Here is a 26980-nt window from a genome sequence, read left to right as displayed (position 1 = left end):
CTCAGCACACTTTGATTTTATGGCGTTTAATATCTGTAGCCATAGATTTAGTTGTCTTGTTAATCAGTACTTCAGCTTTACTTACATCTAAAACTGAACTGAGATAACATCCAATCGCGTTACCAGCTATGCAATAACCAAAATTTAAAGCACTAGCAGGGTCTGTCTTTTTTAATTCTTCAAACATTGGAGCAATGATTTTTTGAAATACTTGCGCTGCAACTTCTTCAGGCGTTCCTTCTAATTTCATTTCTGGAATTTCCATCAAGATCTCCAAATTGCTTCTTTCAATTTTGCATTGATGACTAATTCTTCAATTTCCCCAACACTTACATTGCTAAATTGATGTGTTTTTTTTGCACAGAATACTTTTAGTGTCCGAGTGATAGCGGAGTAGTGATAGCCTTTCATGAAGCCTCCGAATTAGCAGGATTATCTGATTCAGAGCGAAGTTTCTTCACACTGCGACGTAATTTTTTCAAATGCTTTGGAATCGTCAGTCCAGCATCTTGAATCATTACAAGCGGATTAAATAAGTCCTTATCAAAGGTACGGCGCTTAACCTTTTCAGCGTCCGCAAATGGGATAACGACATAATCAGTCTGGTGCTGTAGGAAAATATCAATTTCACGGCGCGTAAATACCGATGCTTTACTAAAATCGGTAAAGGTGCTGAATGTTAATTTGTTCAGCCAATACACATCATTGCCATCATATCGTCCTTCTCTGCCACCTCGTTCAAAAGCAACATACTGGCAAATACCATCTATAACTTGGGTTTCATTAGGTATGTACTGATGATCAACTTTCCAAACTGCAAGTGCATCCACATGATCTGCGGAAATAGGTAGATCAATCTCACGCGCTTGATTAATTTCTTCTTGCGCTTCTTCCAATGTATAAACATGTGCTTTATCAATATTTGTGGAATATCCGCGGCCATCTATGCAATGCCAGCCAACACTTGAACCAACATTGTCACGGAAGCATGCAAGATAAAATCTATTGCTCATAACTTTGCTCCAGTACTTTGATCATGTCTTGAATGCGATTTCCAAGTGAAACCAAATGGGAGCTAACCGCCGCGGGTCTATTCTCAGTTGTAAGTAAATCAATTTGATTAATCACCAGTATTAAATCTAAAAGCTCGGGTGTGCTAACTAGAACAAAACCTTCTGGAGCTTTGTAATTTGCTACTTCAATACTCTTAAAATATTTACGAACTGCTTCAATAACTGGTCTAACAAGCTTTTCTTCTTTGCTGGTTTGATTTCTTGAAAAACTATTTACTAAGGAATCAACACTTGCATGTGTAGATATAAATTTTTCAACTTCCTTTTCCCAATGGGTAAAAAGACGCGCAGTCCAAGCACAACCCCGATGAGTAATGGTTACTTCAAAATCCCCTTTATCATGATTGATTATAAATACACCGATAGGGCCAACATCATCCTGCTTTGGAATGTGATAGGTAATAACTTCTTCAATTTCCATCAGAGCATCACCTCGTCAGAAAGCTGAGCAGATAACCGGGTAATTGATTGGCCTTCAGCAAAAAACTGGACATTCTTCAAGCCGTATAAATCTTGAAGTAAGTTAGATAATTGTTTTGCATTTAAAGAAACGCTTTTCTTTTCTACAGTGACTGTTTCAACCATGGACTTATATTGTTCAAATGGATCAGTCACAGTTTCGAGATTATTATCAGGATCTACAATTTTGATAACTTCACTTTTTTGCGTAGAGGTTTTCACTTCAGCTTTAGGTTCAACCACACCCGATATATCAAGTGGGGGATTATGAGCTGGAGTATCAATCAGCTTTTCTTTTTCATTATGGGGAACATCTGGCTGGGTTTCGCTATTTACTGATTCAGGTTGATTATTAGTTGAATCTTTAATTGTGAAAATGCCTAAGCCGTTATCAATGGCTTCATCTAAAGTAGCAATGACATTCCGAACAGTCTTAACACTTAGGCGCGTGTTATTCGCAATTTGTGATACAGATAAACCAAAAGGATCACTTTTAATTGCAGTTAAAACTTTTTGAGCATTTTTGTGCATAACACGTTCATCTTCAGCAGCACGTACATCATTTAAAGCATCTTTACTCATGAGATTTTCCAAATAGATTTATATTCCTCAAGCTTATGCCTGAGGTGAATTTCGAATGATTAAGAAGACAAATATGAGAGCTTCTTACGTAGTGTTCCGCGATTTAACCCAAGAACTACAGCAGCTCTCGTTTGATTGCCGCGTGTCATAACTAATGTTTCTTCAAGCATGACTTTTTCAAATTCAACAAGTAGGGCGCGGTAGGCTTTCCCTTTGTTATCACGAAGAATTTCAACTACTTTTTCCACATCAATATTCAGTACATTTTTTTGTGCAGCTGTTACCATTTTTTTACCTATAAATTGTTTTCAGAAAAGGTTTGTGCCATTAGAGTTCTTAATTCCAAATTCATCAGGATCATTGACGATGGGTTTTAGCCCATTTCTTATAGTCATCAGATTGATAGTGGCCAATATTGTTTAAAGTGTCGTAATACTCAGTATTCCGTTTTGCTTTACGGGCTGTAAGCAATGCTTTGATGAGCGACTCTGATGCTGTGTCTTTATCTACAGGAGTTAAATTGCCTTGAGATTCTTTATAGATGTTGAATCCATCAAGGTTGATACCACTACGCCCAGTTGGTTTGAGCACATAGTAGCTAGGGTATTTTCCAATTCGATAGCGCTCATTTTTGTCGCCATCTAATCCAACGCATTCAGAAAAATACTTTTCTGCTTGAGCTTTTTGAGCACGTTTCAAACCTTCATCCAAGGTTTGAGCAAAACGAAACTTAATGAATCCGCTAAATAAGTCAGCAAAGCCCAAACGTGTTTGAGGGGTTAGGAGTTCCCAGTCATTGGTATCAACTTCTGCAAATTCCATTTTGAAACCTTTGGCTAAAGCTTCAAAAACTTGAGTAGGTGTGAGGGTTTGTTTAATTAGCTGAAGGGTTGTCATTAACGTGCTCCCTCAATCGATGAAGCGGTGAACTGCAATTGATACTTCAATGCTGCTGCATGCTGACGATCTACGTCATTTGAGCAACTTTTCACTGTGAAAGGTACTGAGCCTATCGTTCCAAGAAGAACCACAACTAAAAATGCGTCTTGGCTCCAAGCTTTAACCTTGGTCCATTTATTTGCCTTAGTAATTTGCTTAGTTGAAGGTGGGTGTTGAAACAGAACAGAAGTCGTTTGACTTTTGTGAGTGTCGAACTCAGGGGTTTGACTGTGAGATGGGTTTTGATTCATAATTGCCTCGTAAGCTTGCAAGTGTTTACAAATAGCCCGCCTGATTCGATGTCTGCGGGCTTTTTATTGGGTACGAGGTAGAATTTAGCAAAATACTAAATTTAGTACAATACTAATTTAACAATGATAGTGAAAAAATAGTATAGTTTTATACTAAATTATTGTTTTCTATAGACATAAAAAAACCTGCAATTTGCAGGTTATATTTTTAAATACATTCTTTGAATGGCACTCTAATTTTATATAAAACTTGGTACTTACTATTAACAACAGACATATTGGCTGCCATATCGCCATTTCTTTTAAAAGTTAAGCTTTTAGAGTAGTCTAGCGAGCACATGTAATTTCTATAAAACTCACCAATCTTTTGCTTTTCTATAAGAAATTCTGCTTCTCTTTCAGTTTCAACATTGTCAATTTGATAAATGGAATATATTCCAAACCTATTAAGATTAAAACTAAGAGCTGTTGTTACTGAATCTACTTTCATTGGAAGCATAGGTGATATTTGCTGTGAACTTAACCTCAATATTTCATCAAATGTTTTATAGTCAATTATTTTATAAGAGCTATCGACTACCCCTATATTTAACAATTCTATATCGAATTTACTTTCTGCAAATGTTGTAAAAGGAAGAAAAACTAAGATTAAAAGTTTTATTTTCATTGTTAGATTCTCCGGTATAACCCGACAACTCTACCAACTAATTTACAATCTTCAGTTAGTTTGATTATTTGATCTGGCCAACTAGGGTTTAGTGGTTGAAGGTATTTATTGTTACCCTCAATTATTAATTTTTTGAAAGTAGCTTCTGATTCACCGAAACATGAAACTATAACTAAATCATTAGTTTGAAGATCAAAAGTTTGAATATCTGGATTGATATAAATTCTGTCCCCCGGCATAAAATTAGGAGACATAGAGTTTCCTACCACTCTTAAACCATAGCCATTTTTACCGCAATCTTCATTGGGTGGGAGCCATTCCTCTATCTCAGTATCCCTAATTACAATTTCTGTAGACGTTAATGAGCCAGCTTGAACCCAAGAAATTACAGGTACTCTGCGACCTTGAAGGTGAATTTTCTTAGACAAATCAACATTATTGTCAAATTGACTTTTTGTTGTATTTGATTCAATCACTATATTGTGATGAGGGGTGTCCATGTACCCGTGGTCTAAACCAAAAGCTTTTTCAATTTTTCTAGCTAAAGCTGTACCCACAGTAGCTGGCTTACCATTTCTGCCAATTGTACCGTTGATAATTTGACTAATGTATGCAGGTGCTGTTGGCACTGCATTGGCAAAATCCTTCTGGGACCCTGAAGATTTAACTTCAATAAGTTTAAGAAGATTTGCTTTTCTAATATCTGATATATCCATAACTAAATATTCTAGTAAAAAACTAAAAAAGGGAATGTGTAAAAAACTAATCATTTATTGCAAATAGTTTAGGAAAATACTAAATTACAGATATATTTGTTTAGGAACTGACTCATGCCATCAAAACGAGCTAACGCTTCAAAAAAAGAGCACGTAAAAACGCTTCTTAATTACATCAAAAATCTATCTGCCTCAGATCTACACACGTTTGCGATCAACTGTGGGACTTCTACCGGAAACTTAATGCAGATTGCCTACGGTGGTAGCGTCTCAGCAAAACTCTCAAAAACGATTCATGAAAAAAGTGCAAAGGTTGTTCTTTTAAAAGAATTGCGTCCCGATATTTTTTCTTAATTGGTGAGTGTATGTCTGAAAAACTAACTGAAAGCATTACCTTTAAATTCACTGACAGCGAAAAATTAAAGTTAGAAGCAATTTTTCGCACTCGTAAACTTAAATTAGGTGATAGAGATATCCCGATTGAGCGTGAATACCAAATTAAAGATGTAGCAGCTGGAAGAAAGCCTTTACACAAAGTTGCAAGGTCTTGAGGTAATTCAATGTCTGAAAAACTAACTGAAAGCATTACCTTTAAATGCACTGACAGCGAAAAATTGAAATTAGAAGCAATTTCTCGCACTCGTAAACTTAAATTATCTGAATTTATTCGATCTATCTGCATGGCTGAAATCTCAGAAGTGGAGGAGCTATTACATTCTCTTCAAAAAGAGTTTGCTCTTACCACAGATACCGCAGATACATTCCGCTTAGAACTTGCGCCACCTCCAATGCGTGATGTAACCCCAAAATACACAGGCATAAAAAAGGCCCAGTTGCACGAACAACTGAGCCTTTCTGCCGTTCACTCCGAAAAGTAAACGAGGTATGGAACCGATGTTGAATTTAACACGAAAAGTGGGGTCTGTGAAGTTATGAATGCGGCACAAGTAATTCCATTCAAAAAGCCTTCACAGTCTAATCAATGGGCTGGGAGAAACATGTATAGCGATAAGTTTATACAAGGCCATGTCATGTCTAGTCGCATGTATCGAAAAGAAGTTAGGCCATTTCTTACTGAAGCTGCTCACAATGTTTATGAGCAGTTAGAAAATTGGATAAATGGCCAATTAAAAGAAACAGATCATGTAAGCCATAGACAGATTCAGGGTGGAGAACTAGAAGGCTCTAATAAGTTAAGTTCTGCCACTGTCTCATCAGGTCTTAAGGAGCTTATATGGTTTGGTGTTATTACTGTTGTCGAGAAAAACAACAGACTTGGAAATAAGTATCAGATCAATGAAGTGTCATTAGTTGAGTATTTTAAACAATTCAGCGCTTCAGTAATAAAAGCACTGCGCATCAGTAACAAAAGCGCTTCAGTTAGTGAAGCGCTTCAGTTACTAAAGCGCCAGCACTTTAGTAACGAAAGTGCTGGCGCTTTAGCTAGTGGTGCATCAATAGATACTTCTTTAGATTCTTTAGAAAATAAAAAAAAGAACCTCCCTGTGGATAACTCAGAAACAGAAATGTTTGGTGATTCTGTCAAATACCACAGTGACAACTCAAACCTGTACACGCTGAGAGAACTTGCAAGCGTGTATTCAATCCAATCTGATTTACAAACTCAGGCGAAGAACCTGAATTCAGAACTCACCGATGAATTTATTTCTGATGAACTTAAAAACTTTGCTCAGTGGGCAACGAGCAGAGAAAAAACCACAGCACAGGGTTGGATGAATTACTGGATCTATCGCATTCAGAAATTAAAATCAGCAAAACTTAAATCACAGACCCAAAAACCTGAGAAACCAAAGGCGAAAGGACTGAGTGATAAGCAAATCGATTTCTTTGCTTCAAAACTTTGCAACGATACTGAATTTGGTTCGATGTATTCAAACGTCGGTGAGAGCCAAAAAGAATTTGAAATACGTGTATCTAAAAACCTTCGTGAGCCTAAATACGTTGCTGCATGGGCATCGTATCTGCATGACGTCGGGTTTATTGGGCAGGTAGAAGATTTCTCATGACTCAGAACTTGAAATTAACGCCGTGTAAAAAACCTGAAGATGCAACGCACATCGAACAAGACGGGACTTTTTGGAAAAACGAAAATGGCGACTGGTATCACTGGAATAGACATTTAAAAAAATGGTGTGGCTACGCAGGTAATGCCAATAAAGACTTTATGAATAAATTAATGACGGTGGCTTAAAAACATGAGATTGAGCGAGGAACAGCTAAAGCAACACTCACACAAGCACCAAATGCGAAATATAACAGGGGCTGCAACATGAATATGTCTTTTTTGCCACATGAATTGATCATAGACAACTTTGCTGGCGGTGGTGGCACAAGCACTGGTCTTGAGCAGGCATTTGGGCGACCAGTGGATATTGCGATAAATCATGATCCAAAAGCATTGGCAATGCATCGAATTAACCATCCAGAAACTAAGCACTATTGCGAAAGTGTGTGGGATGTTGACCCTTCAGAAATTACACGCAATCAGCCTGTTGGTTTAGTGTGGTTGTCACCTGACTGTAAACACTTTTCTAAAGCTAAAGGCGGTAAGCCGGTTGAAAAGAAAATTCGCGGTCTTGCATGGATTGCACTTCGCTGGGCTGCAAAAACTCGTCCGCGTGTGATTATGTTGGAAAACGTAGAAGAGTTTAAAACATGGGGCCGAGTTGGGGAGGATGGTAAACCTTGTCCAAAGCACAAAGGCGAAACATTCCGTAGTTTTGTCAAAGCACTCCGTTATCAAGGCTATGACGTTCAGTGGCGTGTAATGCGTGCATGTGATTATGGAACGCCGACAATCCGTAAAAGATTTTTTCTTATCGCAAGGAAAGATGGAGTTCCTATTGTATGGCCAGCAATTACGCATGGAGATCCAGATTCTATCCAGGTACAAAAAGGATTTTTAAAGCCGTGGCGTACTGCCGCTGAATGTATTGATTGGTCAATTCCTTGCCCAAGTATCTTTGAACGTAAAAAGTTTTTAGCTGATGCAACTTTAAGACGAGTAGCAACAGGACTTGTTCGTCATGTCATCAATAATCCAAACCCATTTGTCGCATCTCACGATTCAATGCTTGCACCAGTTATGACTGAAATTGCAAATGCATCATCACCACGATGCATGCCAGCGGATGAGCCACTAAGAACGATCTGTGCACAAATTAAAGGTGGCCACCATGCTTTAGTCACAGCTTTTTTAGCGAAGCATTATACAGGCGTGATTGGAAGCAGCATTGAAGAGCCGGTACATACAATCACGGCCAAGGATCACAACAGTTTAGTGACAGGGACATTGGTTAAGCTCAGAAATAATTGCATTGGCCAATCAGTCAATGAACCTTTACATACGATTACAGCCAGTGCAGGACATTTTGCAGCAGTAACAGCATTCTTGACTGCATTTTACGGTAATGAACGTGATGGAAATTCAGTAGATGAACCACTGCGAACGATCCCATGCAAGGACCGTTTTGGTCTGGTGATGGTTAAAGGTGTACTTCATCAAATTATTGATATTGGTCTTCGAATGCTTCAGCCAATTGAGTTGTTTAAAGCACAGGGCTTTCCAGACTCTTACATTTTTACGCATGGCACAAATGAGCATGGTCAACAAATCACACTAACAAAGACTGAGCAAACAAGAATGGTTGGTAATTCTGTTTGTCCTCAATTAGCGCGTGCATTGGTTGAAGCTAATTTCAAACATGAAAATAAATATCGAGGTGCAGCATGAAAGACTTAAACAAAACATTGCTGTTTATTTTTATGTTGATTGGTGCGGCATTGATCCAAATAGTGGGTGGCGTGTGAAGTATTCAAGTTACTCAAATGAACTGATTGATCAGTATGAGAAATCACAAAAGCTTTTCAACAAAACCAAAGACAGATTACAGCCAAGTATTAAGGTTGATAATTATGCTGAAACAATGAAAAAAGTATGGATTCCATTTTGTAATTCAGTAAAAAACTCTGTGAAATTCAAATTAACAGAAGGTAATTTTTTGCTAAGTGAGGGGGATAATAGTTTTGAATTTCTAGGGAGATTTGTTGAAGAAATAAGTCTTCCGTATGAAAGCATAGTTTTTGAGGTTGATAGCTTCATCTCAGGTGCTGCTCAAAACTCACCAATGCTAATTCTTTTAAAGCAGATTGATGATTCTATCTATATGCAAGTGGCATTTAAAAATGATGAGTGGGCTGGTGATTGGGTAATCATAGAAACTGAAAATGAGCCTGTCCAACTGGTATTTAATCGTAAAAAAATCCATTTAGCTTTGAGCATGAATACCAACAATCCTGATTTAGATGACTTGCAAATAGAAAAAATCAAAAACCTATACCACAGCTGTGTATTTGGGACATTTGTTAGCTTTATTTGCGCCCTATCTTGCAAGAATACAAAAATTGAAGATAGCCCAATTAAACAAAGCAGCGTTAAAAACTCATTGCGTAAAAGCAAAGGGAAATTGCCATTTTTTACACATAAGATTCTAACAATTGATGGTTCATCAACAAGCACTAGAGGCTCAAATAGCGGCTCTCACTCAGCACCGAGAGTTCATTTGCGACGCGGTCATATTCGAAGACTACCGAATAAAAATGTATGGGTGAATTCTTGTGTAGTTGGTGATAAATCGAAAGGCATGGTCAGCAAAGATTATGCGGTAAAAAACACCGTTGGTACAAAGTTGAATAAGGGGGTTGAAGCATGAAAAATGAATCAATCCTACTCATGCTTGCTTTGATTTTCTTGTGTGCGGTGATGAGTAATTTTGAAAACAATAAATTTGCGCTGGGGTGGTTATGAAAAACCAAGATCAGGTCGATATGCGCAGAAATACAGGTGGAAAGGCACGAGTTTTATCAGTCGGAATTGATGTGTTGCTTGCGATTAGAAATACAGGTGTTGCTACCGCATCCGAAGTTCAGCAACAGGTCATGCAGTCAGCAAATATCCGTAGTGTTCAGCGCTATCTAAACAGCATGGTTAAGGCTGAGCTTCTATATACAGGTCGCTCAAAGCTTGGTGAAGCGAAGCGTTATTACCTAACAGGCAAAGCAAAACAACTCTTTGGAGCTTCGGTATGAATTTGATTGAAAAGTTGGGGTTAGTGGTTGGTGATCAAGTGCAATACACATGTGCTGTTGATATGACAATTTACACAGTAAAAGAGGTCCATCAAGACTTTGTTGTGGCGAGTGGCGGCTCGTTTGATTTTCTAACAATGTTCAATAATGAAATACAGAAAGTTAAAAACATAGAGGCTGACCACTGCACCGACATTGGCAACCACATTTCACCACTGACTAGAGTGATTGAGCTATGAGCGAATTTGAAAAATGGAAAGCGAAGCACTTGGCCAGTGGGGAGTCGAAAACATGGGTTGAGTGGTGTAAAGAGGCATTTAAAGCAGGTCAGCAATGCAATCAAGCAATCATTGATGATCTTCAAAACCAACTCAAACTCTGTCGTGAAGAAAATAAGGGGTTAATCAAAACCCTTAATGATGAAAAAAATCGGATTGATGAAAGCAATAAAAGCGCAAGTTTTTTGGGCGAGATTGATGTGGTTTTAGAGGGATGGAAAAAAGACCAGATAAATGGATTGGTAAAAATTCTGCGAGATGAAAATGAAAAGTAAAAGTAAGCGCAGCGCATGGGAATTGTGGACAAAAAGTAATATTGGCAGGTTCTCAGATCCATTTGAAGTGAAGAAAACAAACCGCGCATCGCGTGAACGCCGTGCATTGGGAAGTGAGATCGTTTATCCATGTTCTTTAAAAACAGAAGTGGTTGATCAAGATTCAGTACACCGAGGCAGTACTGGCGGAATAATTATTACAGGTGACAATTTCATTACTGTGAAATTGCCTTACGGAATTAGCGCGAATGATATTTGGCGCGCAACGATTGACGAAAATGGAAAGCAAAGAAACAGCCTTTCTGTAGGGGCTAAAAAGTTTAAAAAGAAAGTTTTTGATACCTATGCTCCAATTTTCAAAGCCTTGAAATGGGAGGCTTTGAATCAGGAGTGTGAAGTGCGATTGATGGTCCAACCCCCATTGAGGATTAAAAATTACAGTGCAAAAACTTACCCACGCTTTGATATTGATAATTATCCGAAATTACTGATCGATTCCCTGAAAGGTATGGATCTGATGTTTAAAGATGACAATATTTTTGTCAGTGAAAAGATCGAGTTTGCAGAGCCTGTTCAGGACGGTTGTGTATGGCTTTCATGCATATTTATTGAAGAAACAAATTGGCTTGAAAAGAAAGTTGATTTCGAATGGCTGGCGGGGAGAAGTATTTAATGGCTAAAAGATCTGATTTAGAAACTCGTGCCATGATTGGTCGTAAACTGGCGCTGGCTCGTGAACGTAGCGGTATGCTCCAGCATGAAGTCGCTCTTAAACTGTTTGGCGTAGCACAAAAGAATCGTATTAGTGAAATGGAGAATGGGAAAACTCTGCCCGATGCAGAATTACTTCAGGTGATGTGCAGTCTTTACCGGGTTTCAGTGGATTGGGTGCTCGGCTTTACAATCAATCCTGAATTGAATGAGACGGAATCAGTAGCTGGTGTTCTGTTTAACAGTGTGGGAGATATTCTTGCTGAAAACTTAAACGCCGTAGCAGCACAAATGTCCATGTTATGCGCAAAGCATATTGCCAGTTTCCCAAAGCCTTTGACAATTCAGCTTTTAGAGCAAGCTAAAACCGTAGTGAACCAATACCTATTGGATCAATGCTCAAATGATAAATTACAGCCCGTTATGATTGAACTGATCCAAACAATTAAAGAGTGTGAAAAGGATCGAGCGATTCAATTCAATTACTTGGCCAAAGGCTTAGATGATATTTTTGAGCGTGATGAAAGTGATGTACAGGAAAAGATTTTAATTGATCTTAAAAAATCAAGAAAAACACGCTTTGCTCAAACCACATTGCCAAAGAGTGACTGCAAAGATATGCAGATGGATTTTTTAGACGGTTCTGGGTTGGGTTAATTTATGGCTGTGCAATCTTATCCTCAAGAGGTTTGGGATCGATTAAAGGAGGTGTATGAAACATCTCCTAAGTTGACATGGCAGCAGCTGGTAGATTTTGTTGCTGAAGAATTAGGCTGTGAAATGCCTTCGGCGTCGGTTGTACGCCGTAAAGCATTGGCTGAAAAATGGAAGAAGAGGACTAAATCACTAGTCAAAAAGAGTGCCCAACAGCTCAATAAAGAGATCAAAAAAATGACTAGTCAAAAGACTGGTCAAAAAAGTTCACAAGCTGATGATAGTAAAGATAAAACTAGCACTGAAAATGACGTCAAAAATCCGTCATTTTTACCTACTTTTGCTAGTCAAAGTGATGAGAAATCACATAGTGATGACCGCATTCATAAAAACAAACTTTCAGCAGCCACAATTATCAGAAAAAACCGCAATCGATTAGCGAGTTTGGGCGAGTTAGCAGGCGATACAATTGATAGTGTGATCCATATCCGCGATGAAATATTGGAGATCGATATAAGCGGTCCAATCACTGAAGAAACTGAATGGGTGATCAAGAATGTAAAATTTAAGATGGGTCTTATTAGTCAAATTGTTGAGTTGAACGTAAAACAGAGTATTACCCTAACGAATATTGCCCGATCTGAAGCCTTGTTCTGGGGCTTCGAGCAGGAAGATCTTAAGGACCTATCAGAAGTACAGGCACGGCGTACAGCTGTTGTTTCAGATGCTGAAAGAAAACTACAGGAGGCTAAAGAAAAAATGAAAGAAGGCAAACGTGCAGCATTCCAGCGTAAGCTTGAAATTATTGAGGCGGGTGAAGTAGACGATGATGGGATAACGGTTATAGATGGAACAGATGTTCATTAATCATTTTTGATGTCGATGGAACTGACAGTCAATCAGCCACTGCCAATACCTCAAAATCATCCTATGTAAAAATAGGGTGATTTTTTTATGTCTCAATCTGCAAGTGGTTTGCAATATGATGAGCTGGGTTTTCTGATTGGCTTGAAAAAGACTGGCCGTGATGTGGCCAAGATTGACCAGAATGTAGAGCAGATTATCAGTCTGCTTGAACGGGCTTTAAAAACCAGAGAAAGCCAGCAGTATCAGAACGATTTGCCTCAGCCTAAGCTCAGTGCATTGGCGCAGGCATTGATTGATGCACAACGTGAGCCGGTTAATTCTGAAGACTTAATTCGAGAACAAAGACAGGCTACAACGGCTATTAATCAATTATTGGAAACAGTAGAGGATCTAGTCTCTGAATCAGTCCAACCATCTAATTCAAAAGCGAAGCCAAAGCGGTCTGCAATACAGAATGATTCGGTCACAATTGATTCGCAGGAAAGCATTGCGCGTGAACTGGGATCAGACCGCCAGCGGGATGCAAATGGTCGCTTTATTGGTTCTGGCCAAGAGAGTGGATCAGCCTTAGGTAAAATTACTCAAACGCTCAGTACGGCGATAACAAATGGCTTGAATAGCACCCCTCAAGGCGTAGATCCTACCCTTGATGCTATTAATGAAGTGGCAACGGTACTTTCTCCAGTTAAACGCGTGGCTGGCTTTATGTTGCGTCCTTTGTCCGGTCTGATGAAGAGCCGTAAACGCAGTGAGCCATTGCCTAAGGAAGAAAGCGAACACAATAAGAAGCAGATTAAGATGCTTCAAAAGATCGCTGATAACTTGGCTTCAAGAGGTGGATTGCTTGGTGGTATTGGTAAACTTTTGGGTGCTGGTGGTGGCCTATTAGGTGGTTTATTAGGCGGGTTATTAGGCAAAGGTGGTAAAGGTTTAACTAAATTACTGAAGCTTGGTAAAGGGTTGCCAGTCGTTGGGGCTTTACTTACCGCATTGTCATTCAGTGATTGGAAAAGTCAGAACACCAAAGAGAAAGGCGGTACGGTAGGTAGTCTTGCAGGTGGTACTGTTGGTGCGATTGCTGGGAGTTTGCTTGGGCCTGTAGGAACACTTATCGGTGGCATGGCTGGTGCTTGGGTTGGTGATAAGCTGGGCAGTACTGTAGCGCCGTATTTTAAGGAATGGACAGACAGCTTAAAGGCAGCAGATTTACCCGGTATTTTAAAGGCTGGCTGGGACAGTTTTATTGACCTTGCTACGAAGGCTTTTAATTTAACGCCAGCTGGTAAGAGTGCTAGTCTTATTAAAGATGGCTATGACTGGATAAAACAAAAGCTATCGGGTAACAGTAGCGGCACGTCGCTTTTATTCCGTAAACAATACGGCGGACAGGGATTAGATCAGCCTGCGCAGTTTGGTGGGGGATCAATACCTAAAATTAATCCGTCAGATGCTAGATCCAAGGCCATGGACTTTTTTATGAGTGAAAAGGGAGGAAAGTGGACAAAAGAGCAGGCGGCGGGAATTGTTTCTAACCTTGAAGCCGAAAGCAATTTCAATCATAAAATACCCGGAGATGGTGGAAGGGCCTATGGGATTGCGCAATGGCACCCAGATAGACAGCAAGTATTTAAGCAGGCTTATGGTAAAGACATTAGAAATTCAACTTATGAAGAGCAATTAGCATTTGTAAATCATGAATTGAAAAATAATGAGAAAGGAGCAGGTAATTTACTGCGTAAAACAACAACACCTGAACAAGCTGGTGCAATTGTGTCTAAGCATTATGAAAGACCAGCTGCAAGGGAGTTAGAAGCGGCTAAACGGGCAAATATGGCTAGGGCGGTATATAACCACGAAGGCAAGAAGGCAGTAAAAAAAGAACCTAAAAGTAATGATGCTAAACAATCTCAGAACAAGATTAATGGCACGAAAAATGCGCATACTGCGATAGTAAATACCGCAGAAAATATGATGCGGAGCGTAGAGCCTCGTACCTCAATGTTAAGTACAGAAAAGGCTGAAGTTCCTGTTGTTACTCGAACAAACTCCTTAGCTTCTTCATTTACGCCGCCTAAGATTAATACTCAGATAGAGCCGGCCAAAGAATATCTAACTTCTCCAAGCCCTCAGCAAGTCGTTGTTGTTAATCAAAATGGTGGTAACATTAATCAAAATGTGAGCGATAGATTCTTTGCTCATGCTATTACAGGGGGGTTAGGTATGGGAGATAACTGGAATGGGTAAAATAATATTATTAATGAGTTTATTTGCATTTACTCCATTAGTTAATGTTTATGCTGCGGATATTTGTCAAGGGAAAGTCATCAATAGTTTAAAAACAAAAGATGATCCTAATCCTTATTATAAGGTTGGCAACACAATAACCGCTATTACGCAATATAATTATGATATTGAAAACAAGAACTATTTTTTTTGTAGTCATGGAGGTGGATGTTATCCTCGTTACAACAAGGTTAATGGAAAAACAGTTGAATCCATACAACTAAAAAATTGCAGTATTGGAGAGATTATTGATCGTGATCAATATGAAATATCATATAAATTAAATGTAGATCGTAAAAATAATCCAACATCAAAATTAAGATTCAATGATATTGAAAACAAACTGTTAGATTTTAATATGTGTAGTGCGTGTGCTAACAATGCAACGAATTATTATATAAAACAACCTAATTCAAAATGTGGAAAGTTGGTAAAAAGTGCTTTGGAAGGTAATCCAGATTCGATAAATAAATTGTCAAATAATCCGAGTTACTGTCTTTAATTCACACTAATATTAAAGCTTTAAAGTGAGATTCATATAATTTCTTATTGGAACTCCTAAGAATCAACTTTCGAGCGAATGACAAAATTGCCCTATTCAACAATAGGGCTTTTTTTATGGGCAATCTCAACCTTACAGCTATTACAGACCAAACGCCGTATGTTCAAAAGATTAAAGGCGCTTTAGAGAAGGCATCGGGACAATCCATCCCACTGACAGAAGTTAAAAAGGTGCAGCGTAAAGGCGGCGTCAGTGTTGTGCCGATTGTATTTTTATTTGCTGGCGGTCAGGAATTAACTTTATTTGCCCGCGCTAGTGCAGATGTATTCAAAGCATCGCTGAACGGTAAAGAAATCGTACTGTCTGGTGACTTTAGTGATGATTATAAGCAGACATTTGATAACGCCGTATCAGGTGTTGCCCAGTTGATCCGCACTGCACAACCGAAGATTGAGCAGCAGAATAAAAAAGAAAAAGTGAATATTCCACGGCGTCAGTCCAATAGCGTTCCGAAACAGCTGTCAGAAAAACTGGAGCAGGAAAAGCAACTTGATCAGGAAATAGCTGATAAGACAACACAGCGTGATCAGCTACTTCAGCAGTTAGAGCAGGCAAATACACAGTCGGCCTAATTATTTGGCAATTCGTAAGTAGTGGAATTTAAGTTTTAAGAATAGTCCGTGTTTCGGAATAACGTGTGTAATTTAAAAAGGTAATACTATGAGACAAGCACTGAAAATCAAATTAAAAAGCCATGCTCAATTTTTAGAAGCATGGAAGTTGTTCATTAAATTAGGCTACCACTGTGACAATAAACCACATACATGCCCATACTTGTATGCCGATAAAGAAGGAGCTTTAACTTATGATTTCTTTGATGTTGAAGGTTCTGATGGTGCATTGCAGTATTTTAATGATCATACAAATCAGGAAGTAACTTTAGTTGAATTACAAAGTATGGTGAATTTGCAAAAATTTTGGTCTAAAGCACCAGTGGATGCTTGGGTGTGGGAACGATTCCCTAATGGTAAATGCGTTTGGCATTGTCGTAAAGAAGGGAAATCTTTTGATAAAAAAGCCCCAAACTATGAAACGGAACGAAATACATTATGGCGTGATGCTGATAAGCAAAAAGAAGCTGATCAAATGAATGCCGATACTAATAAGCAATTAGCTGATTTAAATATAGCTTTAGCTTAATTGAAAAATTGTGTGGTTTTGCTTTTTTAGCACTTCCACACGTTATTTCGAATAGTCATTTAAAAAAGTAAAGGAAATTAACATGGCAGGTGTTGGAACATTTGAGAAGTGTCGAAAGCAAATTGAAAGCGGTATAAAAAGGCATCTAAAAGAAGGTCATAATTATATTGCGCTAGATTTGCCATACTTCACAAAAAGCGATCAATTAGAAACGAATGCTTATTTAAAGCAACTTGAAGAAAGAGGATTTAAGGTTGAAATACACCATACTGATTCATCCAAGTATGGGAAAGCGTATTGGTAAATCATTTCGTGTAGATTGATTACTCCATAGAAAATAAGCATCCAACTTTCGGGGGCAGTTCAATGAAGGGCTTTTTTAGCCGGTTTTTCTTGCCGAATGGTTAAACTACCTATTTAGCAGTACTAATCAAATTTGTGGAAGTTTGGTCAAAGAATAGGCGTGAAACGTGAAAAATCATAAAAAAAGCCCAATCGGTGGCGATTGGGCTGAAAAATAAGAACTACAGCGTTGAATTTAAAGGGTAATTATAACGTATTTCGTATAAGGTGTATTATGTTAATTTTAGCTACTTTAAATAAAATACTTCTAAAATTTTGATTTTTCATTGAGAGAAAAAATTGTCAACAATTAACGTAGAACAGCTATTTATACTGCTATGTGCAGATGTAACGCACTTGATTACTTTTGAAATCGAGACTCAAAATAAAGGAAATAGCTTTATTCACTTTTCAGCAAATAAGCTAAAAGATCAAAAAAAATACCTCATAAAATATTCAAAAGATGCTGGTAACGCGAATATAAAAGATGTGGAGGAGCTCTTAGAATATGTGGTGATTTTCTGTCATGAATTAACACATTGTTTAAATGATCATAGTACTTTTCAAGCTGGCTCCAATAAAGAAGTAATGGCGATGGAAACACATGCTGATTTTCAAGGAGCAAGAATAGCTACTGCTTTATATACTTATGGAAAAAATCTAAGAAAAATATTAAGAGAAGATTTTAAATACGCTGATAAATTAAAAAAAGATAAAACAACTTTCTGCAAGTTAATGGGAAGAGTTTTTACTAAACTATATTACGACTTTTACAAAGATGGTGATACTACAAAGTATCTAGAACCATTTGAGCGTGTAGGAATGAATATAGCAGGTGTTGCTTCCTTTTTTTATAGATCACCACAATTCTTACAAGTTCGAGGAGAATATGTTGGTATGCATCTCAAGATGATAACGTCTTTAGATAAAGAGATCGTAGAAGCATATCAAAATAAATCTTCTTTAAAAGGATTTCAGATCATAGATGAAGTTGTTGCAGTGCATAGAAAAATACAAGGAAATCGACCAAAAATAACGGAAATTAGCTCACCTATTTTTGAACCTATTTTCGGGACTAATTACCATAAAAATGATAAATATCGCTTAATTCAAAAGAAAGATATGAAAGATGAAATTATGGAATATGCAAAAAATAATAATCTAGATTTTATTAAAGATGATATTTTTAAAGAAAAGTAGCTCCCATTTAACATAATAGAGCTTATGCGAAATTTTAAAAAATATAGTAAAAACATTAACTTAAGTCTAGATTTTTTTGCTTTCGCATAAGGTGTATTATATTAATTTTAGAATTAATTAAATATAATATCTTTAAACATATCTTCGAATTGATTTCTAGCACTACGAGGACGACTTTCAATATCCAAAGGATCATCTTTGTGATTCTTTAACAAACATACAAATAAATTTTTAAATGCTATATGAATTTTATTTAGCGTATTTGTTTGCCTTAACATTTTAAGTCCATTAATTGTTCTATTAAGATTTTCATAAATATAGTCTACTTCGTTTTCTAGAGCATACTCATTAGAATTCTCATATTCTTTATAATAGCATTCTGTTAAGCAATGAATATCTTCAGAAAAGTATTTTCCATCAATAATTGGTACACTAATTTCCTGTATTGCTCTAATAACAGCTAAATCTGATAGAGATAAATTTAAATCTTGCTTTGGTTCCATTAAACAATTTAAGCAAAATTTTATAAGTTTTTGCTCATCAATTTTCAATTTATACTCATCAGATACAATATTATTAAACTCAATATTATTCTTAATAATTTCTAAAACATCTCGAAACTCTCTAGAACCTACTCCATATTTATCTTTAACATATGATTGATATTGCTTTAAATTTATATTATTCCAGTTGTTTTTTGTTGGTAATAATAAAGCTATTTTTTCTATATCATCTCTAGATAAATGCTCTGTATATGTCCCGACCTTATACTCTTGAAGTAAATAATAAGTTAGATATGAAAATTCTGAAGCTGCTTTAGAAAATTTAAGAAATTGTTCATAAAATCTTTTTAAACCTATAACACTATGATTAGTCAAATGTAGTGAGTTTGTCTGACTATATGGATATCTAAAAGTTTCCCCAGTTGAATCAATATTATGAAACTGCAATATAAATAAATGAATTTCATATAAATATTTATTTAAACGAATATCACAAACCGATTTTACCTCATCTAAAAATAACTTCCATAATTTATGAGTATCATGTGTTTTCAATAATTTAAGCTTAATTTCATAGTCATCTTCACTTTTATTTTTTAAATAACTAATACGTAAAACTTGTTGTTTCAAAAAAAGTTCTAAAAAATGTCTAGCAGAAAACAATATTGGATAAACACAGGTATCTAAACACCATATAAACCCATCATAATCCTCTTTATTAACATTTTTGATCAAAGATTCTAATAAAATTATAGTAGATGATTGAAATCCATCAATATAGCTATGCATTCCAACCCAGCCATTATTTCCTACACAAGCATTGTATTTAGGAATATCAGATCTATTCTGTTCACTACCAAATAACGTATTTTTTAATTTCATAAATCCCCCTTACATATACATTAAAATGTTCTTACTCACCCTAAGAGCGGTCAAAAAACCACTCTTAAAGTATTCCGATCTTCCTAATATCTTGGCTTCGGAGCCACGTATCGGTCGTATCTACGCAACTTATAGGCTGAGATTACGATTCACATACCGCATTCACACGTTCCGAAATCTATTTGAGTTTATTTAACATAAAATCTTTTTTATACGCAATTTAGATGTTATTCCCAAGTAGAAATGTCCGATTTTGGGATATTCACCTAGAGATTATCTTAGCCATACGATATTCCGTTAGTTTTTATTTTTAATGGGATTCTCACTAGATCCAAAAGAAGACTGCTTAGGCGGTCTTTTTTTGTTGGAACAGGTCCGCTTACTGAAGTCATAGAAATCTTACCCTAAGCATAAATAGCTTTAGGAGCGGGTAATGCTGAATTTTGGTTTAAATGTACTGCTGGTCTTGCTCTTTTCGGTGCATGTATATTTTGCATTCAAGGGTTTTCGTGACAGTAAAGTACAGCTTATGCATCTTTTACGTCAGGGCGTTGTTGATAACGTATTTAGACAGTCAAAAAAGATGCTTTATCTGCTGATGATCCCTGCGGTTTTGATCACTGGCATTGCCACATGGTCTTTTTATAATGTGCTAACTTACTGCGGTGCTTCCGCATTTATCCTTTATATCATTTTGGGTGCATTTGCCCTGTATTCCATGACAGTACTTGCTGCCTTCCTATTCTGTAAAGTCATTCAATTGGCAGCACATAAGGCGGGGCTATGATCGATCGAAATAAGATACACGCCATGCTGGATCACTGGTTCAATTCTGAAATCAACGGCTATTTTGGATCATCATATGGGCCAGACTTGAATAGTCTGCTTATGGGGCCTTTAGATTCTCCAGTGGCAAATGAATTCATCAACAAGATGAAGCAGGATATTCCGATTCTTCAGCAGCTCAGTGCAGATCAGCTTGCGCTATACAGCCAGAATGAAGGCTTTGAAACCAAAGTGATTTACCTCAAAGTCGGTGATGTCGCAATCAATTTGAATCAGATCCGTGACAATCAGATGTCGCAGTCAATGCAAGGAGAGACATACGATGCTGACGCAAGCTAATTTTGAAGCACGTATTGTTGCCTCATTAGATGACTATGAAATTCAAGAGCGCTACAACGCGCAAGATCCATTGGTCATTCAGCAGATCCGCTCTATTGCAGCATTTTTGGCGTTGTTCAGTCAGGAAGTTGATATTGCAGAACTGGAACCGTTCATTAAAACCCGCGACCGCTCAATTATCGCTGATGCGACCAATAAAGGCATTCTACCGATTGGAATGCCGGCACAGCATATTTTGGAAGTGCTCAACCGTTCAGGGAATAGCATTAGCTTAAGCCAAGGCCGTCAAATTGAAGATAACAGTGGTCGTCCATGGCGTTTACTACAGTCTGTGACTGTATCAGCGGGTGAAACAGGAGAAGTACTGGCAGAGCAGAGTGAATACAGAGAAGTCCAATACCTGGTACAGAACAGTGAAAGATTCCATCGTACGCAGATTAAATTGCAGGATGATTTGTCATTAGCCGGTATTACGGTGCGTGATGATCAAAACAATCTCTACCTGCATAAAAAGCGCTGGATGAATGTCGCACCTTTAGAGATGGCATTTAATTTATCCACGGATAGCTTACGCCGTATCTTTATAGAGTTTGGTGATGATGAGCGCGCAGGATGCACTGCAAAAGCCAATCAGGTATTTACCTTTGGTATTTTGGAAACATACGGCGATGTCGATATTTCGCGTTTAAAAGATGCTTCACTGGTCGATGTATTCAATGCTGATGAGCAACGTGTCTCAGTGCGATTTAAGCAGAGTGGAGCGGTACTTCAGGGGGCAGATCCGCTAAATGTATCTGAGCTGCGCGTACTGTCCAGCTATCCATCGCTGTACGATGAAAATGCCGTGTTTCTGGGTAATTTTGATTATTCAGTTCGGGCTAAATTTATGCCACGCGCTAACTATCTGGCGGTGTGGAATGAAAATGAGCATGACCGCTACTATGGCGCGACCTATCAAGATATCAATCATCTACATATTGCAGTAGTTGCTAAAAACAGCGTGGAGCAGGCAACACTGGAACAGGAAATCATCCAGTACATTGGCCAGCTGGACAGCCTGTATAAAGACCGGGTAAGAGTGCATGCAGTATTAGAAAAGCCTTTTGCAATAGTGTTAAACGGTCGCTTGGCCGCCGTGCACGATTTGGACGGTGTGAAAATGCAGATTAAAGGCTTACTGATTGACCGTTATGGCCAAACTAAATTGAGTTCAAGCCGCTGGCTGGTGAATGGCTTCAATACACAGGAAATCTCTACACAACTGCGTAAAAATATTACAGCCTTTCAGGACAATATTAGTGACTTTTCACTCAGTGTCCCTTCGTCCCTAAATAAACCGCATGAATGGGTCTATGTTTCTGACTCCAGCATCACACTGAATCTAGAACGCACCGCAGAGATGGGGGCAGCATGGGTAATGTAAGTTTTACGCGTCCCATTGATCAGCAAGTCAATAATCATCTGGGCTTAGAAACGGCATTGGCCAAGGCATTTAAACAAGTCTTTGCCGATGTTTTTGAACAGCAGGTGCAGGACATGCTGGACTATGGCTGTCCGCACTTAGGCAGCCGAAAAGTGATTGAACGCTTTTCTAAGCAAGATGGGCTTGTGGTACTACGGCGTCCACTGACTTCAGATACGCTGATGCGGGTAATCTATGCAAACTGGTCAAGTCTGGCCAGTGAGCGCGGTTTAGGCTTTTTAGAATTTGTACTGCGCATGATCTGGACGGATCAGTGGCAGATTAAACGCCTCTGGCATCCAATCAAAACCTATTTGAATTATCCAGCCCATATTACGGTTGAAGAAAAGCCTGATCATTTCCTCACAAGCCGTTTGCGTATTTCAATTGAGGACACAGTTGATACTTCTGAGATTGTTGAGCTTGCACCTATTATACGGCGTTTAGTACCTGCGAATGTCGTGGTGAAAGTTCATGCAAAGGCTTTGGATGTTGAATTTGGCAATAAAGCAATAGGTGTAGCAGTATATGGTAAGGTTTATCAGGTGATTGATTTCAGTGACCATGCCGCTGAACCTGAGATAGAGCATGAATGGAGTGACTGGATTCTTAATTCAGCTGTAACAGTGAATACTAACGGTATTGCGCACTACATTGCAGTTAAAACAAATCAGCGTGAATATTATGATAGTTATGCAAATTTAGACTTAACTGAAGCAATTGTTCGTTCATTGCATGATGAGGGTATGCAACAGTGGCAAGCTGTAATTGATGCTTGTAATGAGTTGACTGGTGGAATTACCTGGTTGTGGGATGAAGTAAACGGTAGAATTTTTTATAAAGAATATGATCTCAGTAATTCTGAGTATTTATACTATATTAGTGGATTAGGGTGGTATGAGCCTTCTGTTGAACTTGTTTGTGAGCGCTGGTGGGGTGGAGTTGCAGGTGGCTGGGGGGATAAAGAACCTGTTATTGTCGAAGGTAATTTGTGTAAAGGTAAGTTTTCAAATGAATCTAACTATCAAACGAGGAATGTTCAATCACAACTCAATCCCAACTACAATCCAGATGATTTTATTGAAAAATACGTCTCTTTTTTAACAATTGCTCAAAAAATCATTTCAAACGCTTCATCATCGAACCAAGCAATTTCGCTGCTTGCCGAAGCATATTTAGAAAATGTGGCTCAAAGCATTTTTAGTACAGATGAATCAAAACAGTTTGTAAAAATTGCTGACTTGATAGATCTATTTGAACTCAATAAATATTTACGCTTATAGAATTGTTTGGAACTGGCAAGGCTGAAAAATATTTGAAAATGGTTTGATGTAATTCATCTTAAACTAAAGAGATATTTTATGTCTGCCAATACCGAAAACATTACTATCGCGCTTACTGCTGATGCTGGAAGTGACCAGAACTTAATTGTTGAAGAGTTTTTAGGGCACGCTAAAGCTGATTTAGATTCGGCTGTCATTGAGCAGGTACAGAACGGTGAACAGGTGGAAGGTGTAACAGCCTATGCCCGTGGTAATTATTATAAAATTTCTTCCAATCCAAAATCTCCAGACTATATCGAGCCATTTGATATTCACCTTCATTTCCAAGATGGTCCAACCGTTTTAGAAGGCGTGAATGGTGCGACCAATGAAGCACTTTTAAATGTGCTGATTCATCGTACCAAGATTTTAGATGGCCAATTTCCTTCAGAACATAACAAGCAGGCCATTGCAGCAATGAAAAAAGCTCTGGCTGCTTTTGATGCGCGGACGGCTGAACGGCTGGCACGTGTTGTTGAAGGTCTTATGCGGAGTAAAGACTAATGAAACTTAAACTATTCAGAGTGGTTTTGCTTGGAGCGTTAGCTCGCGGTTTAGAAGTCGCCCATTCAGGCGGTTACTCAAGTCCAAGCACAGATAAATCGCCGTATGCTTTCACATCCAAGCGTAAAGTCAAATCAAAGGTGAATAAAGTCAGTCAGAAGAAAAAGCGTTTGAATGTACGGCATTTAGGCCGTTAAGGAGAATATTCAATGCTTACTAAAATCCGTTGCTGTAAAAAATGCAATGATCAGTATGTTGATTTAGATGATATTTCGTATATTGAAGTTTCCGACACTGACTATTGCGGTGGAATGAGAGGGTATGAAAGTAAATATGCCAGCGTCATTTTAGGCATGAAAAATGGTCATAGTCTGTTGCTGACAATGGAAAGAACGAAACTTGATGAGCTTACAACACGTAAATCTCAAGTCTAATTGGAACACTATAAAACCTACACTACGCCGTCTTGCCAAAATAGCCCTAATAATCACTTATTGGGGCTTTTTCATGGCTGATACAGCTCGAAAAACCAAGAAAATTAAATACAACTTATTTGAGCGTGGCCGCCAACATTCAGGTAAAAACCGCGCCAATGTTGATATGAAAGAAATGATCAATCAGATCAACCATCCTAAAGTTCAGGAAATGATTAAGACAGGGACGTTGTACGGATACAATGGGCATGAGATCCGCCGCCGTTACGGCATGTTCCCGCCTGAGTCTACGGTCATTGATGGCAAAGTGGTGTATTTAGAGCCAGCATTTAGAACACTTGAATCCTATGCTGATAAAAATGGCGATGTGACTCATATAGCAGAGTTTTTCGACAATGAAGCAGGGGAATATGCACGTAAGCAATATCTTACCCGTGCTGGAGGTTTCAGCTCTGCACAGGATTACCGCCGTTCTGGACTTAGCTTAGTACCAGTCAATTTTTATGGTTATGACTATGTCATGCAGCCCAACTACACAACAAATGTAGGTGATGGTCAGCTGTTTGATGGACTTGCCGTTCCAGAACAGCAAGAAGGCCTTGTTTCCTGTTTTGATAGCGCGACAGACATTTCCTTGCTATCACCTTCGGAAGCCATGATTGCGAATATGCTAGAACAGCAGATTGTGCGGGATTTTGATAATATTCACGCCCAGCTCCAGCTGCATCAATTCAATGAGCAGGCTTTAGATCAAGTGGATCAGCTGGTAAATCAGCTGGCTAAACGTGATCAGCGTGCAGCATTACAGGTTCAGCGTACACAGGATTTCTATACAGGCATGGTCGGGGAGATCCGCTCTTTTGATTCAGCGTGTGATGAAGCAGAGCAGCTGCTAACAGAAAGTGAAATTGCGCGTATGCAGATCGATGGTGAAAAGCCAAAGACAAAACCCGTAAAAGCTAAAGGCTTTAAACTCTTTGGGTGGGGTGGAATGTGAGCATGCCTAAAGATTCGCTTAAATGCATTCAAGATGCTTGGTATAAAATGCTGGTCGATTTTCGGGCATGGTATATGCCTGAAACCGTTCAGACGGATGAATGGAAGGCTCGGCAGATCAGCACAGCCATTAAGTCCTGTCCAAGCCGTCTGATGGACGATTCAGAGTCGATGCTGGCTGAATATCGTAAAAGTCAAAATGCTGATGTCTCAGGCGGTGCAACGGCGTTTATACCGATTATGCTGACGGCCACGGCGTTGATTGATCAGCCGCCCGATGTTAGTCAGCTTTTGCCAGTGCCATACTTTGTGCCAGTGGTAATTGATGATAAGCATGTAAAGATCCGTTTAATTGCAAAAACAGTTCGTGCGCAAATTGCTTTTTATGCGACCAACTCACATGATGCCCGGTCTGTCTGCGACCAGTTCTGTACCTATATGCAGGATGAGGATAAGCGCCGTGTTGCAGTGCCTTTTGAAATGGCCAGCAGTCATATTGAGTACAGTACATTTACAGTTTTAGAAAATCAGTTGTTTCCATCACCAGTGCCCAGTGAAGCAATCAACCTGTCTATTTTTACGATTGATGTGCAGTTGATTGGTTATGTTCCTCAATTATTGGGACTTGGTGGACAGCATGACAATAATACCGACAACGGTTATAACCCAGATGGGTCGGCAGTAGAAAAACCATTGGAGGATTTTGTGGTGATTCAAGCCGATAAATTTGCTGAAGACGGTCATGTTCGTATTAAAGCAGATAGAGACACGGGAGATATTACAGTGGAGAACATTCATGACTGAAATGATCCGTATTGATAGCCGTGTGACTGGTTTCTCTGATCAACCTGTACGCTTAATGGCGATGTGTTATCAGGACACAGGTGAAATTCTGCTGCAAAAAACTGAGATATTCACAGCCTTGGCCGTACCGCCAGATCTGCGTAAAAATACGGTCGTTGTTACCGATTCGCCTAACTTGATTAAGAACTGGCAGCTGAAATTCGATGCACAGCAGCATCTTGAAGAGGTGATCCGTATTTATCAGGCAAGCTATCGTGGTGGACTGGTTGAATTTGAAAATTCAATTACCCGCTATAACCCAATGAACATTCTGCAAGTGCGGAAAATTGATAAAAAGGGCATGCAGCAGGAGTTTGACAGTAGTTCGTTAGACAACGGCCATATTGCAGCACTACTAGCGATTTGGGCAAGTCATAAAATTGCCACTGCATATGGAGTGATGTCGAATCAGGTACAAAACGAGGACGATGTTGATCGAACAATGTTGCCATTCAGTATTTAATTCTTATATTTGTAGTTGATATTATCAAGAAAACGGCAATTTGCTGTTTTCTTTAGTTGACCCGAATCGAAGAAAAGAAATTGAATTGAAATAAATGGTTAGAAACTATTAGGTAGTTAACATACCGCCTAAGCTACTACCTATCATTTAATTGTAATATATGGAATATGCATCTTAATCTTGCGATATTGATGTTTTTCAGCATTTTGAAGCAGTATTTGAAAACCTTAAAATAATAGAATAAACGCTTGAGATTTTACTCATCATTGCTAAGTCTTTCATAGATCGTGTTTATCGCTATATCGAGTATAAATATTCTCAACTCAATAACTTTAAAG

At 38.4% G+C, this 26980-nt stretch carries 39 protein-coding genes and 1 pseudogene; 29 read left to right on the top strand and 11 right to left on the bottom strand.

Annotated features, from left to right (window positions below; translation table 11 throughout):
- Position 1: 1 nt before the first annotated feature.
- From B9T30_RS08550 to B9T30_RS08510, 10 genes are all read right to left on the bottom strand, one after another.
- Positions 2-265 (bottom strand): hypothetical protein, encoded by a 264-nt coding sequence (locus B9T30_RS08550; RefSeq protein WP_086184602.1) that lies wholly within the window; start codon positions 263-265, stop codon positions 2-4.
- The gene (locus B9T30_RS16485; RefSeq protein ID WP_171264142.1) at positions 265-411 is read right to left on the bottom strand and encodes a hypothetical protein; all 147 of its coding nucleotides are present in this window, start codon (positions 409-411) and stop codon (positions 265-267) included. The genes B9T30_RS08550 and B9T30_RS16485 overlap by 1 nt, the downstream gene beginning before the upstream one ends.
- Positions 408-1013: a hypothetical protein gene (locus B9T30_RS08545; protein WP_086184601.1), complete on the bottom strand. Its 606-nt coding sequence runs from the start codon at positions 1011-1013 to the stop codon at positions 408-410. Before B9T30_RS08545 ends, B9T30_RS16485 begins: the two co-directional genes overlap by 4 nt.
- Positions 1003-1494, bottom strand: coding sequence for a hypothetical protein (locus tag B9T30_RS08540; protein ID WP_086184600.1), 492 nt, complete (start codon positions 1492-1494; stop codon positions 1003-1005). Before B9T30_RS08540 ends, B9T30_RS08545 begins: the two co-directional genes overlap by 11 nt.
- Positions 1494-2114 (bottom strand): hypothetical protein, encoded by a 621-nt coding sequence (locus tag B9T30_RS08535; RefSeq protein WP_086184599.1) that lies wholly within the window; start codon positions 2112-2114, stop codon positions 1494-1496. Before B9T30_RS08535 ends, B9T30_RS08540 begins: the two co-directional genes overlap by 1 nt.
- Before the next feature lie 59 nt (positions 2115-2173).
- Positions 2174-2401 carry a helix-turn-helix domain-containing protein gene (locus tag B9T30_RS08530; RefSeq protein WP_086184598.1) on the bottom strand — a complete coding sequence of 76 codons (228 nt, stop codon included), beginning with the start codon at positions 2399-2401 and terminating at the stop codon, positions 2174-2176.
- Positions 2402-2471: 70 nt separating this feature from the next.
- Entirely contained in the window at positions 2472-3011 is a 540-nt protein-coding gene (locus B9T30_RS08525; RefSeq protein WP_086184597.1) for a hypothetical protein, read from the bottom strand.
- Positions 3011-3304, bottom strand: coding sequence for a hypothetical protein (locus B9T30_RS08520; protein WP_086184596.1), 294 nt, complete (start codon positions 3302-3304; stop codon positions 3011-3013). The genes B9T30_RS08525 and B9T30_RS08520 overlap by 1 nt, the downstream gene beginning before the upstream one ends.
- Positions 3305-3512: 208 nt before the next feature.
- The gene (locus B9T30_RS08515; protein ID WP_086184595.1) at positions 3513-3971 is read right to left on the bottom strand and encodes a hypothetical protein; all 459 of its coding nucleotides are present in this window, start codon (positions 3969-3971) and stop codon (positions 3513-3515) included.
- A 2-nt stretch (positions 3972-3973) separates the two neighbouring features.
- Complete coding sequence (locus B9T30_RS08510) at positions 3974-4687, bottom strand: LexA family protein (protein ID WP_086184714.1); 714 nt, start codon at positions 4685-4687, stop codon at positions 3974-3976.
- A gap of 114 nt (positions 4688-4801) precedes the next feature.
- On the opposite strand from B9T30_RS08510, the gene B9T30_RS08505 reads away from it, so the two are divergent.
- The 19 genes from B9T30_RS08505 to B9T30_RS08415 all read left to right on the top strand — a co-directional run bounded on the left by B9T30_RS08505 (position 4802) and on the right by B9T30_RS08415 (position 18108).
- Positions 4802-5041, top strand: coding sequence for a hypothetical protein (locus tag B9T30_RS08505; RefSeq protein WP_086184594.1), 240 nt, complete (start codon positions 4802-4804; stop codon positions 5039-5041).
- 11 nt (positions 5042-5052) lie between these two features.
- A complete protein-coding gene (locus tag B9T30_RS08500; RefSeq protein ID WP_086184593.1) occupies positions 5053-5238 on the top strand; it encodes a hypothetical protein in 186 nt (61 codons plus the stop codon).
- Between the two features lie 9 nt (positions 5239-5247).
- On the top strand, positions 5248-5565 hold the full coding sequence (locus B9T30_RS08495; protein WP_086184592.1) for a hypothetical protein: 318 nt from the start codon (positions 5248-5250) through the stop codon (positions 5563-5565).
- 54 nt (positions 5566-5619) lie between these two features.
- Entirely contained in the window at positions 5620-6714 is a 1095-nt protein-coding gene (locus B9T30_RS08490; protein WP_086184591.1) for a hypothetical protein, read from the top strand.
- Positions 6711-6899, top strand: a complete 189-nt coding sequence (locus tag B9T30_RS08485; protein WP_086184590.1) for a hypothetical protein — start codon at positions 6711-6713, stop codon at positions 6897-6899. The genes B9T30_RS08490 and B9T30_RS08485 overlap by 4 nt, the downstream gene beginning before the upstream one ends.
- 78 nt (positions 6900-6977) lie before the next feature.
- Positions 6978-8441, top strand: a complete 1464-nt coding sequence (locus B9T30_RS08480) for a DNA cytosine methyltransferase (protein WP_086184589.1) — start codon at positions 6978-6980, stop codon at positions 8439-8441.
- Positions 8413-9420: a hypothetical protein gene (locus tag B9T30_RS08475; protein WP_086184588.1), complete on the top strand. Its 1008-nt coding sequence runs from the start codon at positions 8413-8415 to the stop codon at positions 9418-9420. The genes B9T30_RS08480 and B9T30_RS08475 overlap by 29 nt, the downstream gene beginning before the upstream one ends.
- Before the next feature lie 91 nt (positions 9421-9511).
- Entirely contained in the window at positions 9512-9796 is a 285-nt protein-coding gene (locus B9T30_RS08470; RefSeq protein WP_227518955.1) for a hypothetical protein, read from the top strand.
- Complete coding sequence (locus B9T30_RS08465) at positions 9793-10035, top strand: hypothetical protein (protein WP_086184587.1); 243 nt, start codon at positions 9793-9795, stop codon at positions 10033-10035. The genes B9T30_RS08470 and B9T30_RS08465 overlap by 4 nt, the downstream gene beginning before the upstream one ends.
- Positions 10032-10349, top strand: a complete 318-nt coding sequence (locus B9T30_RS08460; protein WP_086184586.1) for a hypothetical protein — start codon at positions 10032-10034, stop codon at positions 10347-10349. Before B9T30_RS08465 ends, B9T30_RS08460 begins: the two co-directional genes overlap by 4 nt.
- Entirely contained in the window at positions 10339-11022 is a 684-nt protein-coding gene (locus tag B9T30_RS08455; RefSeq protein WP_143223201.1) for a RusA family crossover junction endodeoxyribonuclease, read from the top strand. The genes B9T30_RS08460 and B9T30_RS08455 overlap by 11 nt, the downstream gene beginning before the upstream one ends.
- Positions 11022-11717, top strand: coding sequence for a helix-turn-helix domain-containing protein (locus B9T30_RS08450; RefSeq protein WP_086184585.1), 696 nt, complete (start codon positions 11022-11024; stop codon positions 11715-11717). The genes B9T30_RS08455 and B9T30_RS08450 overlap by 1 nt, the downstream gene beginning before the upstream one ends.
- Before the next feature lie 3 nt (positions 11718-11720).
- Entirely contained in the window at positions 11721-12581 is an 861-nt protein-coding gene (locus tag B9T30_RS08445; protein ID WP_086184584.1) for a hypothetical protein, read from the top strand.
- A gap of 87 nt (positions 12582-12668) precedes the next feature.
- On the top strand, positions 12669-14825 hold the full coding sequence (locus tag B9T30_RS08440; RefSeq protein WP_086184583.1) for a phage tail tip lysozyme: 2157 nt from the start codon (positions 12669-12671) through the stop codon (positions 14823-14825).
- On the top strand, positions 14818-15366 hold the full coding sequence (locus B9T30_RS08435; protein ID WP_086184582.1) for a hypothetical protein: 549 nt from the start codon (positions 14818-14820) through the stop codon (positions 15364-15366). The genes B9T30_RS08440 and B9T30_RS08435 overlap by 8 nt, the downstream gene beginning before the upstream one ends.
- Positions 15367-15482: 116 nt before the next feature.
- Positions 15483-15998, top strand: a complete 516-nt coding sequence (locus tag B9T30_RS08430; protein WP_086184581.1) for a hypothetical protein — start codon at positions 15483-15485, stop codon at positions 15996-15998.
- An 88-nt stretch (positions 15999-16086) separates the two neighbouring features.
- On the top strand, positions 16087-16566 hold the full coding sequence (locus B9T30_RS08425) for a hypothetical protein (RefSeq protein ID WP_086184580.1): 480 nt from the start codon (positions 16087-16089) through the stop codon (positions 16564-16566).
- An 82-nt stretch (positions 16567-16648) separates the two neighbouring features.
- Positions 16649-16870, top strand: coding sequence for a hypothetical protein (locus B9T30_RS08420; protein ID WP_086184579.1), 222 nt, complete (start codon positions 16649-16651; stop codon positions 16868-16870).
- A 338-nt stretch (positions 16871-17208) separates the two neighbouring features.
- Positions 17209-18108 (top strand): hypothetical protein, encoded by a 900-nt coding sequence (locus B9T30_RS08415; protein ID WP_086184578.1) that lies wholly within the window; start codon positions 17209-17211, stop codon positions 18106-18108.
- Positions 18109-18221: 113 nt separating this feature from the next.
- On the opposite strand, the gene B9T30_RS08410 is transcribed toward B9T30_RS08415, so the two are convergent.
- The gene (locus tag B9T30_RS08410) at positions 18222-19493 is read right to left on the bottom strand and encodes a hypothetical protein (protein ID WP_086184577.1); all 1272 of its coding nucleotides are present in this window, start codon (positions 19491-19493) and stop codon (positions 18222-18224) included.
- A 433-nt stretch (positions 19494-19926) separates the two neighbouring features.
- Here B9T30_RS08410 and B9T30_RS08405 point away from each other — a divergent pair, with 433 nt between their 5' ends.
- The 10 genes and pseudogenes from B9T30_RS08405 to B9T30_RS08360 all read left to right on the top strand — a co-directional run bounded on the left by B9T30_RS08405 (position 19927) and on the right by B9T30_RS08360 (position 26642).
- Complete coding sequence (locus tag B9T30_RS08405; RefSeq protein ID WP_086184576.1) at positions 19927-20280, top strand: hypothetical protein; 354 nt, start codon at positions 19927-19929, stop codon at positions 20278-20280.
- On the top strand, positions 20277-20618 hold the full coding sequence (locus B9T30_RS08400) for a hypothetical protein (RefSeq protein WP_086184575.1): 342 nt from the start codon (positions 20277-20279) through the stop codon (positions 20616-20618). Before B9T30_RS08405 ends, B9T30_RS08400 begins: the two co-directional genes overlap by 4 nt.
- Positions 20602-22041 carry a hypothetical protein gene (locus B9T30_RS08395; RefSeq protein WP_086184574.1) on the top strand — a complete coding sequence of 480 codons (1440 nt, stop codon included), beginning with the start codon at positions 20602-20604 and terminating at the stop codon, positions 22039-22041. Before B9T30_RS08400 ends, B9T30_RS08395 begins: the two co-directional genes overlap by 17 nt.
- Positions 22029-22637: pseudogene (locus tag B9T30_RS08390) on the top strand (hypothetical protein); the annotation flags it as partial. The gene B9T30_RS08395 and the pseudogene B9T30_RS08390, both read left to right, overlap by 13 nt.
- Before the next feature lie 804 nt (positions 22638-23441).
- Positions 23442-23906, top strand: a complete 465-nt coding sequence (locus B9T30_RS08385; protein WP_086184573.1) for a hypothetical protein — start codon at positions 23442-23444, stop codon at positions 23904-23906.
- Positions 23906-24103, top strand: a complete 198-nt coding sequence (locus B9T30_RS08380; RefSeq protein WP_086184572.1) for a hypothetical protein — start codon at positions 23906-23908, stop codon at positions 24101-24103. Before B9T30_RS08385 ends, B9T30_RS08380 begins: the two co-directional genes overlap by 1 nt.
- Before the next feature lie 12 nt (positions 24104-24115).
- Positions 24116-24340 (top strand): hypothetical protein, encoded by a 225-nt coding sequence (locus B9T30_RS08375; protein WP_086184571.1) that lies wholly within the window; start codon positions 24116-24118, stop codon positions 24338-24340.
- A gap of 73 nt (positions 24341-24413) precedes the next feature.
- A complete protein-coding gene (locus tag B9T30_RS08370; protein WP_086184570.1) occupies positions 24414-25337 on the top strand; it encodes a hypothetical protein in 924 nt (307 codons plus the stop codon).
- Positions 25334-26140: a hypothetical protein gene (locus B9T30_RS08365; RefSeq protein ID WP_086184569.1), complete on the top strand. Its 807-nt coding sequence runs from the start codon at positions 25334-25336 to the stop codon at positions 26138-26140. The genes B9T30_RS08370 and B9T30_RS08365 overlap by 4 nt, the downstream gene beginning before the upstream one ends.
- Entirely contained in the window at positions 26133-26642 is a 510-nt protein-coding gene (locus B9T30_RS08360; protein ID WP_086184568.1) for a hypothetical protein, read from the top strand. The genes B9T30_RS08365 and B9T30_RS08360 overlap by 8 nt, the downstream gene beginning before the upstream one ends.
- Positions 26643-26980: the final 338 nt, after the last annotated feature.

This window comes from Acinetobacter sp. ANC 4973, assembly GCF_002135275.1.
GTDB lineage: Bacteria > Pseudomonadota > Gammaproteobacteria > Pseudomonadales > Moraxellaceae > Acinetobacter > Acinetobacter kyonggiensis.
Note: the sequence above shows the minus strand (reverse complement) of the source record. Positions and strands in the feature narration are given on the sequence as shown.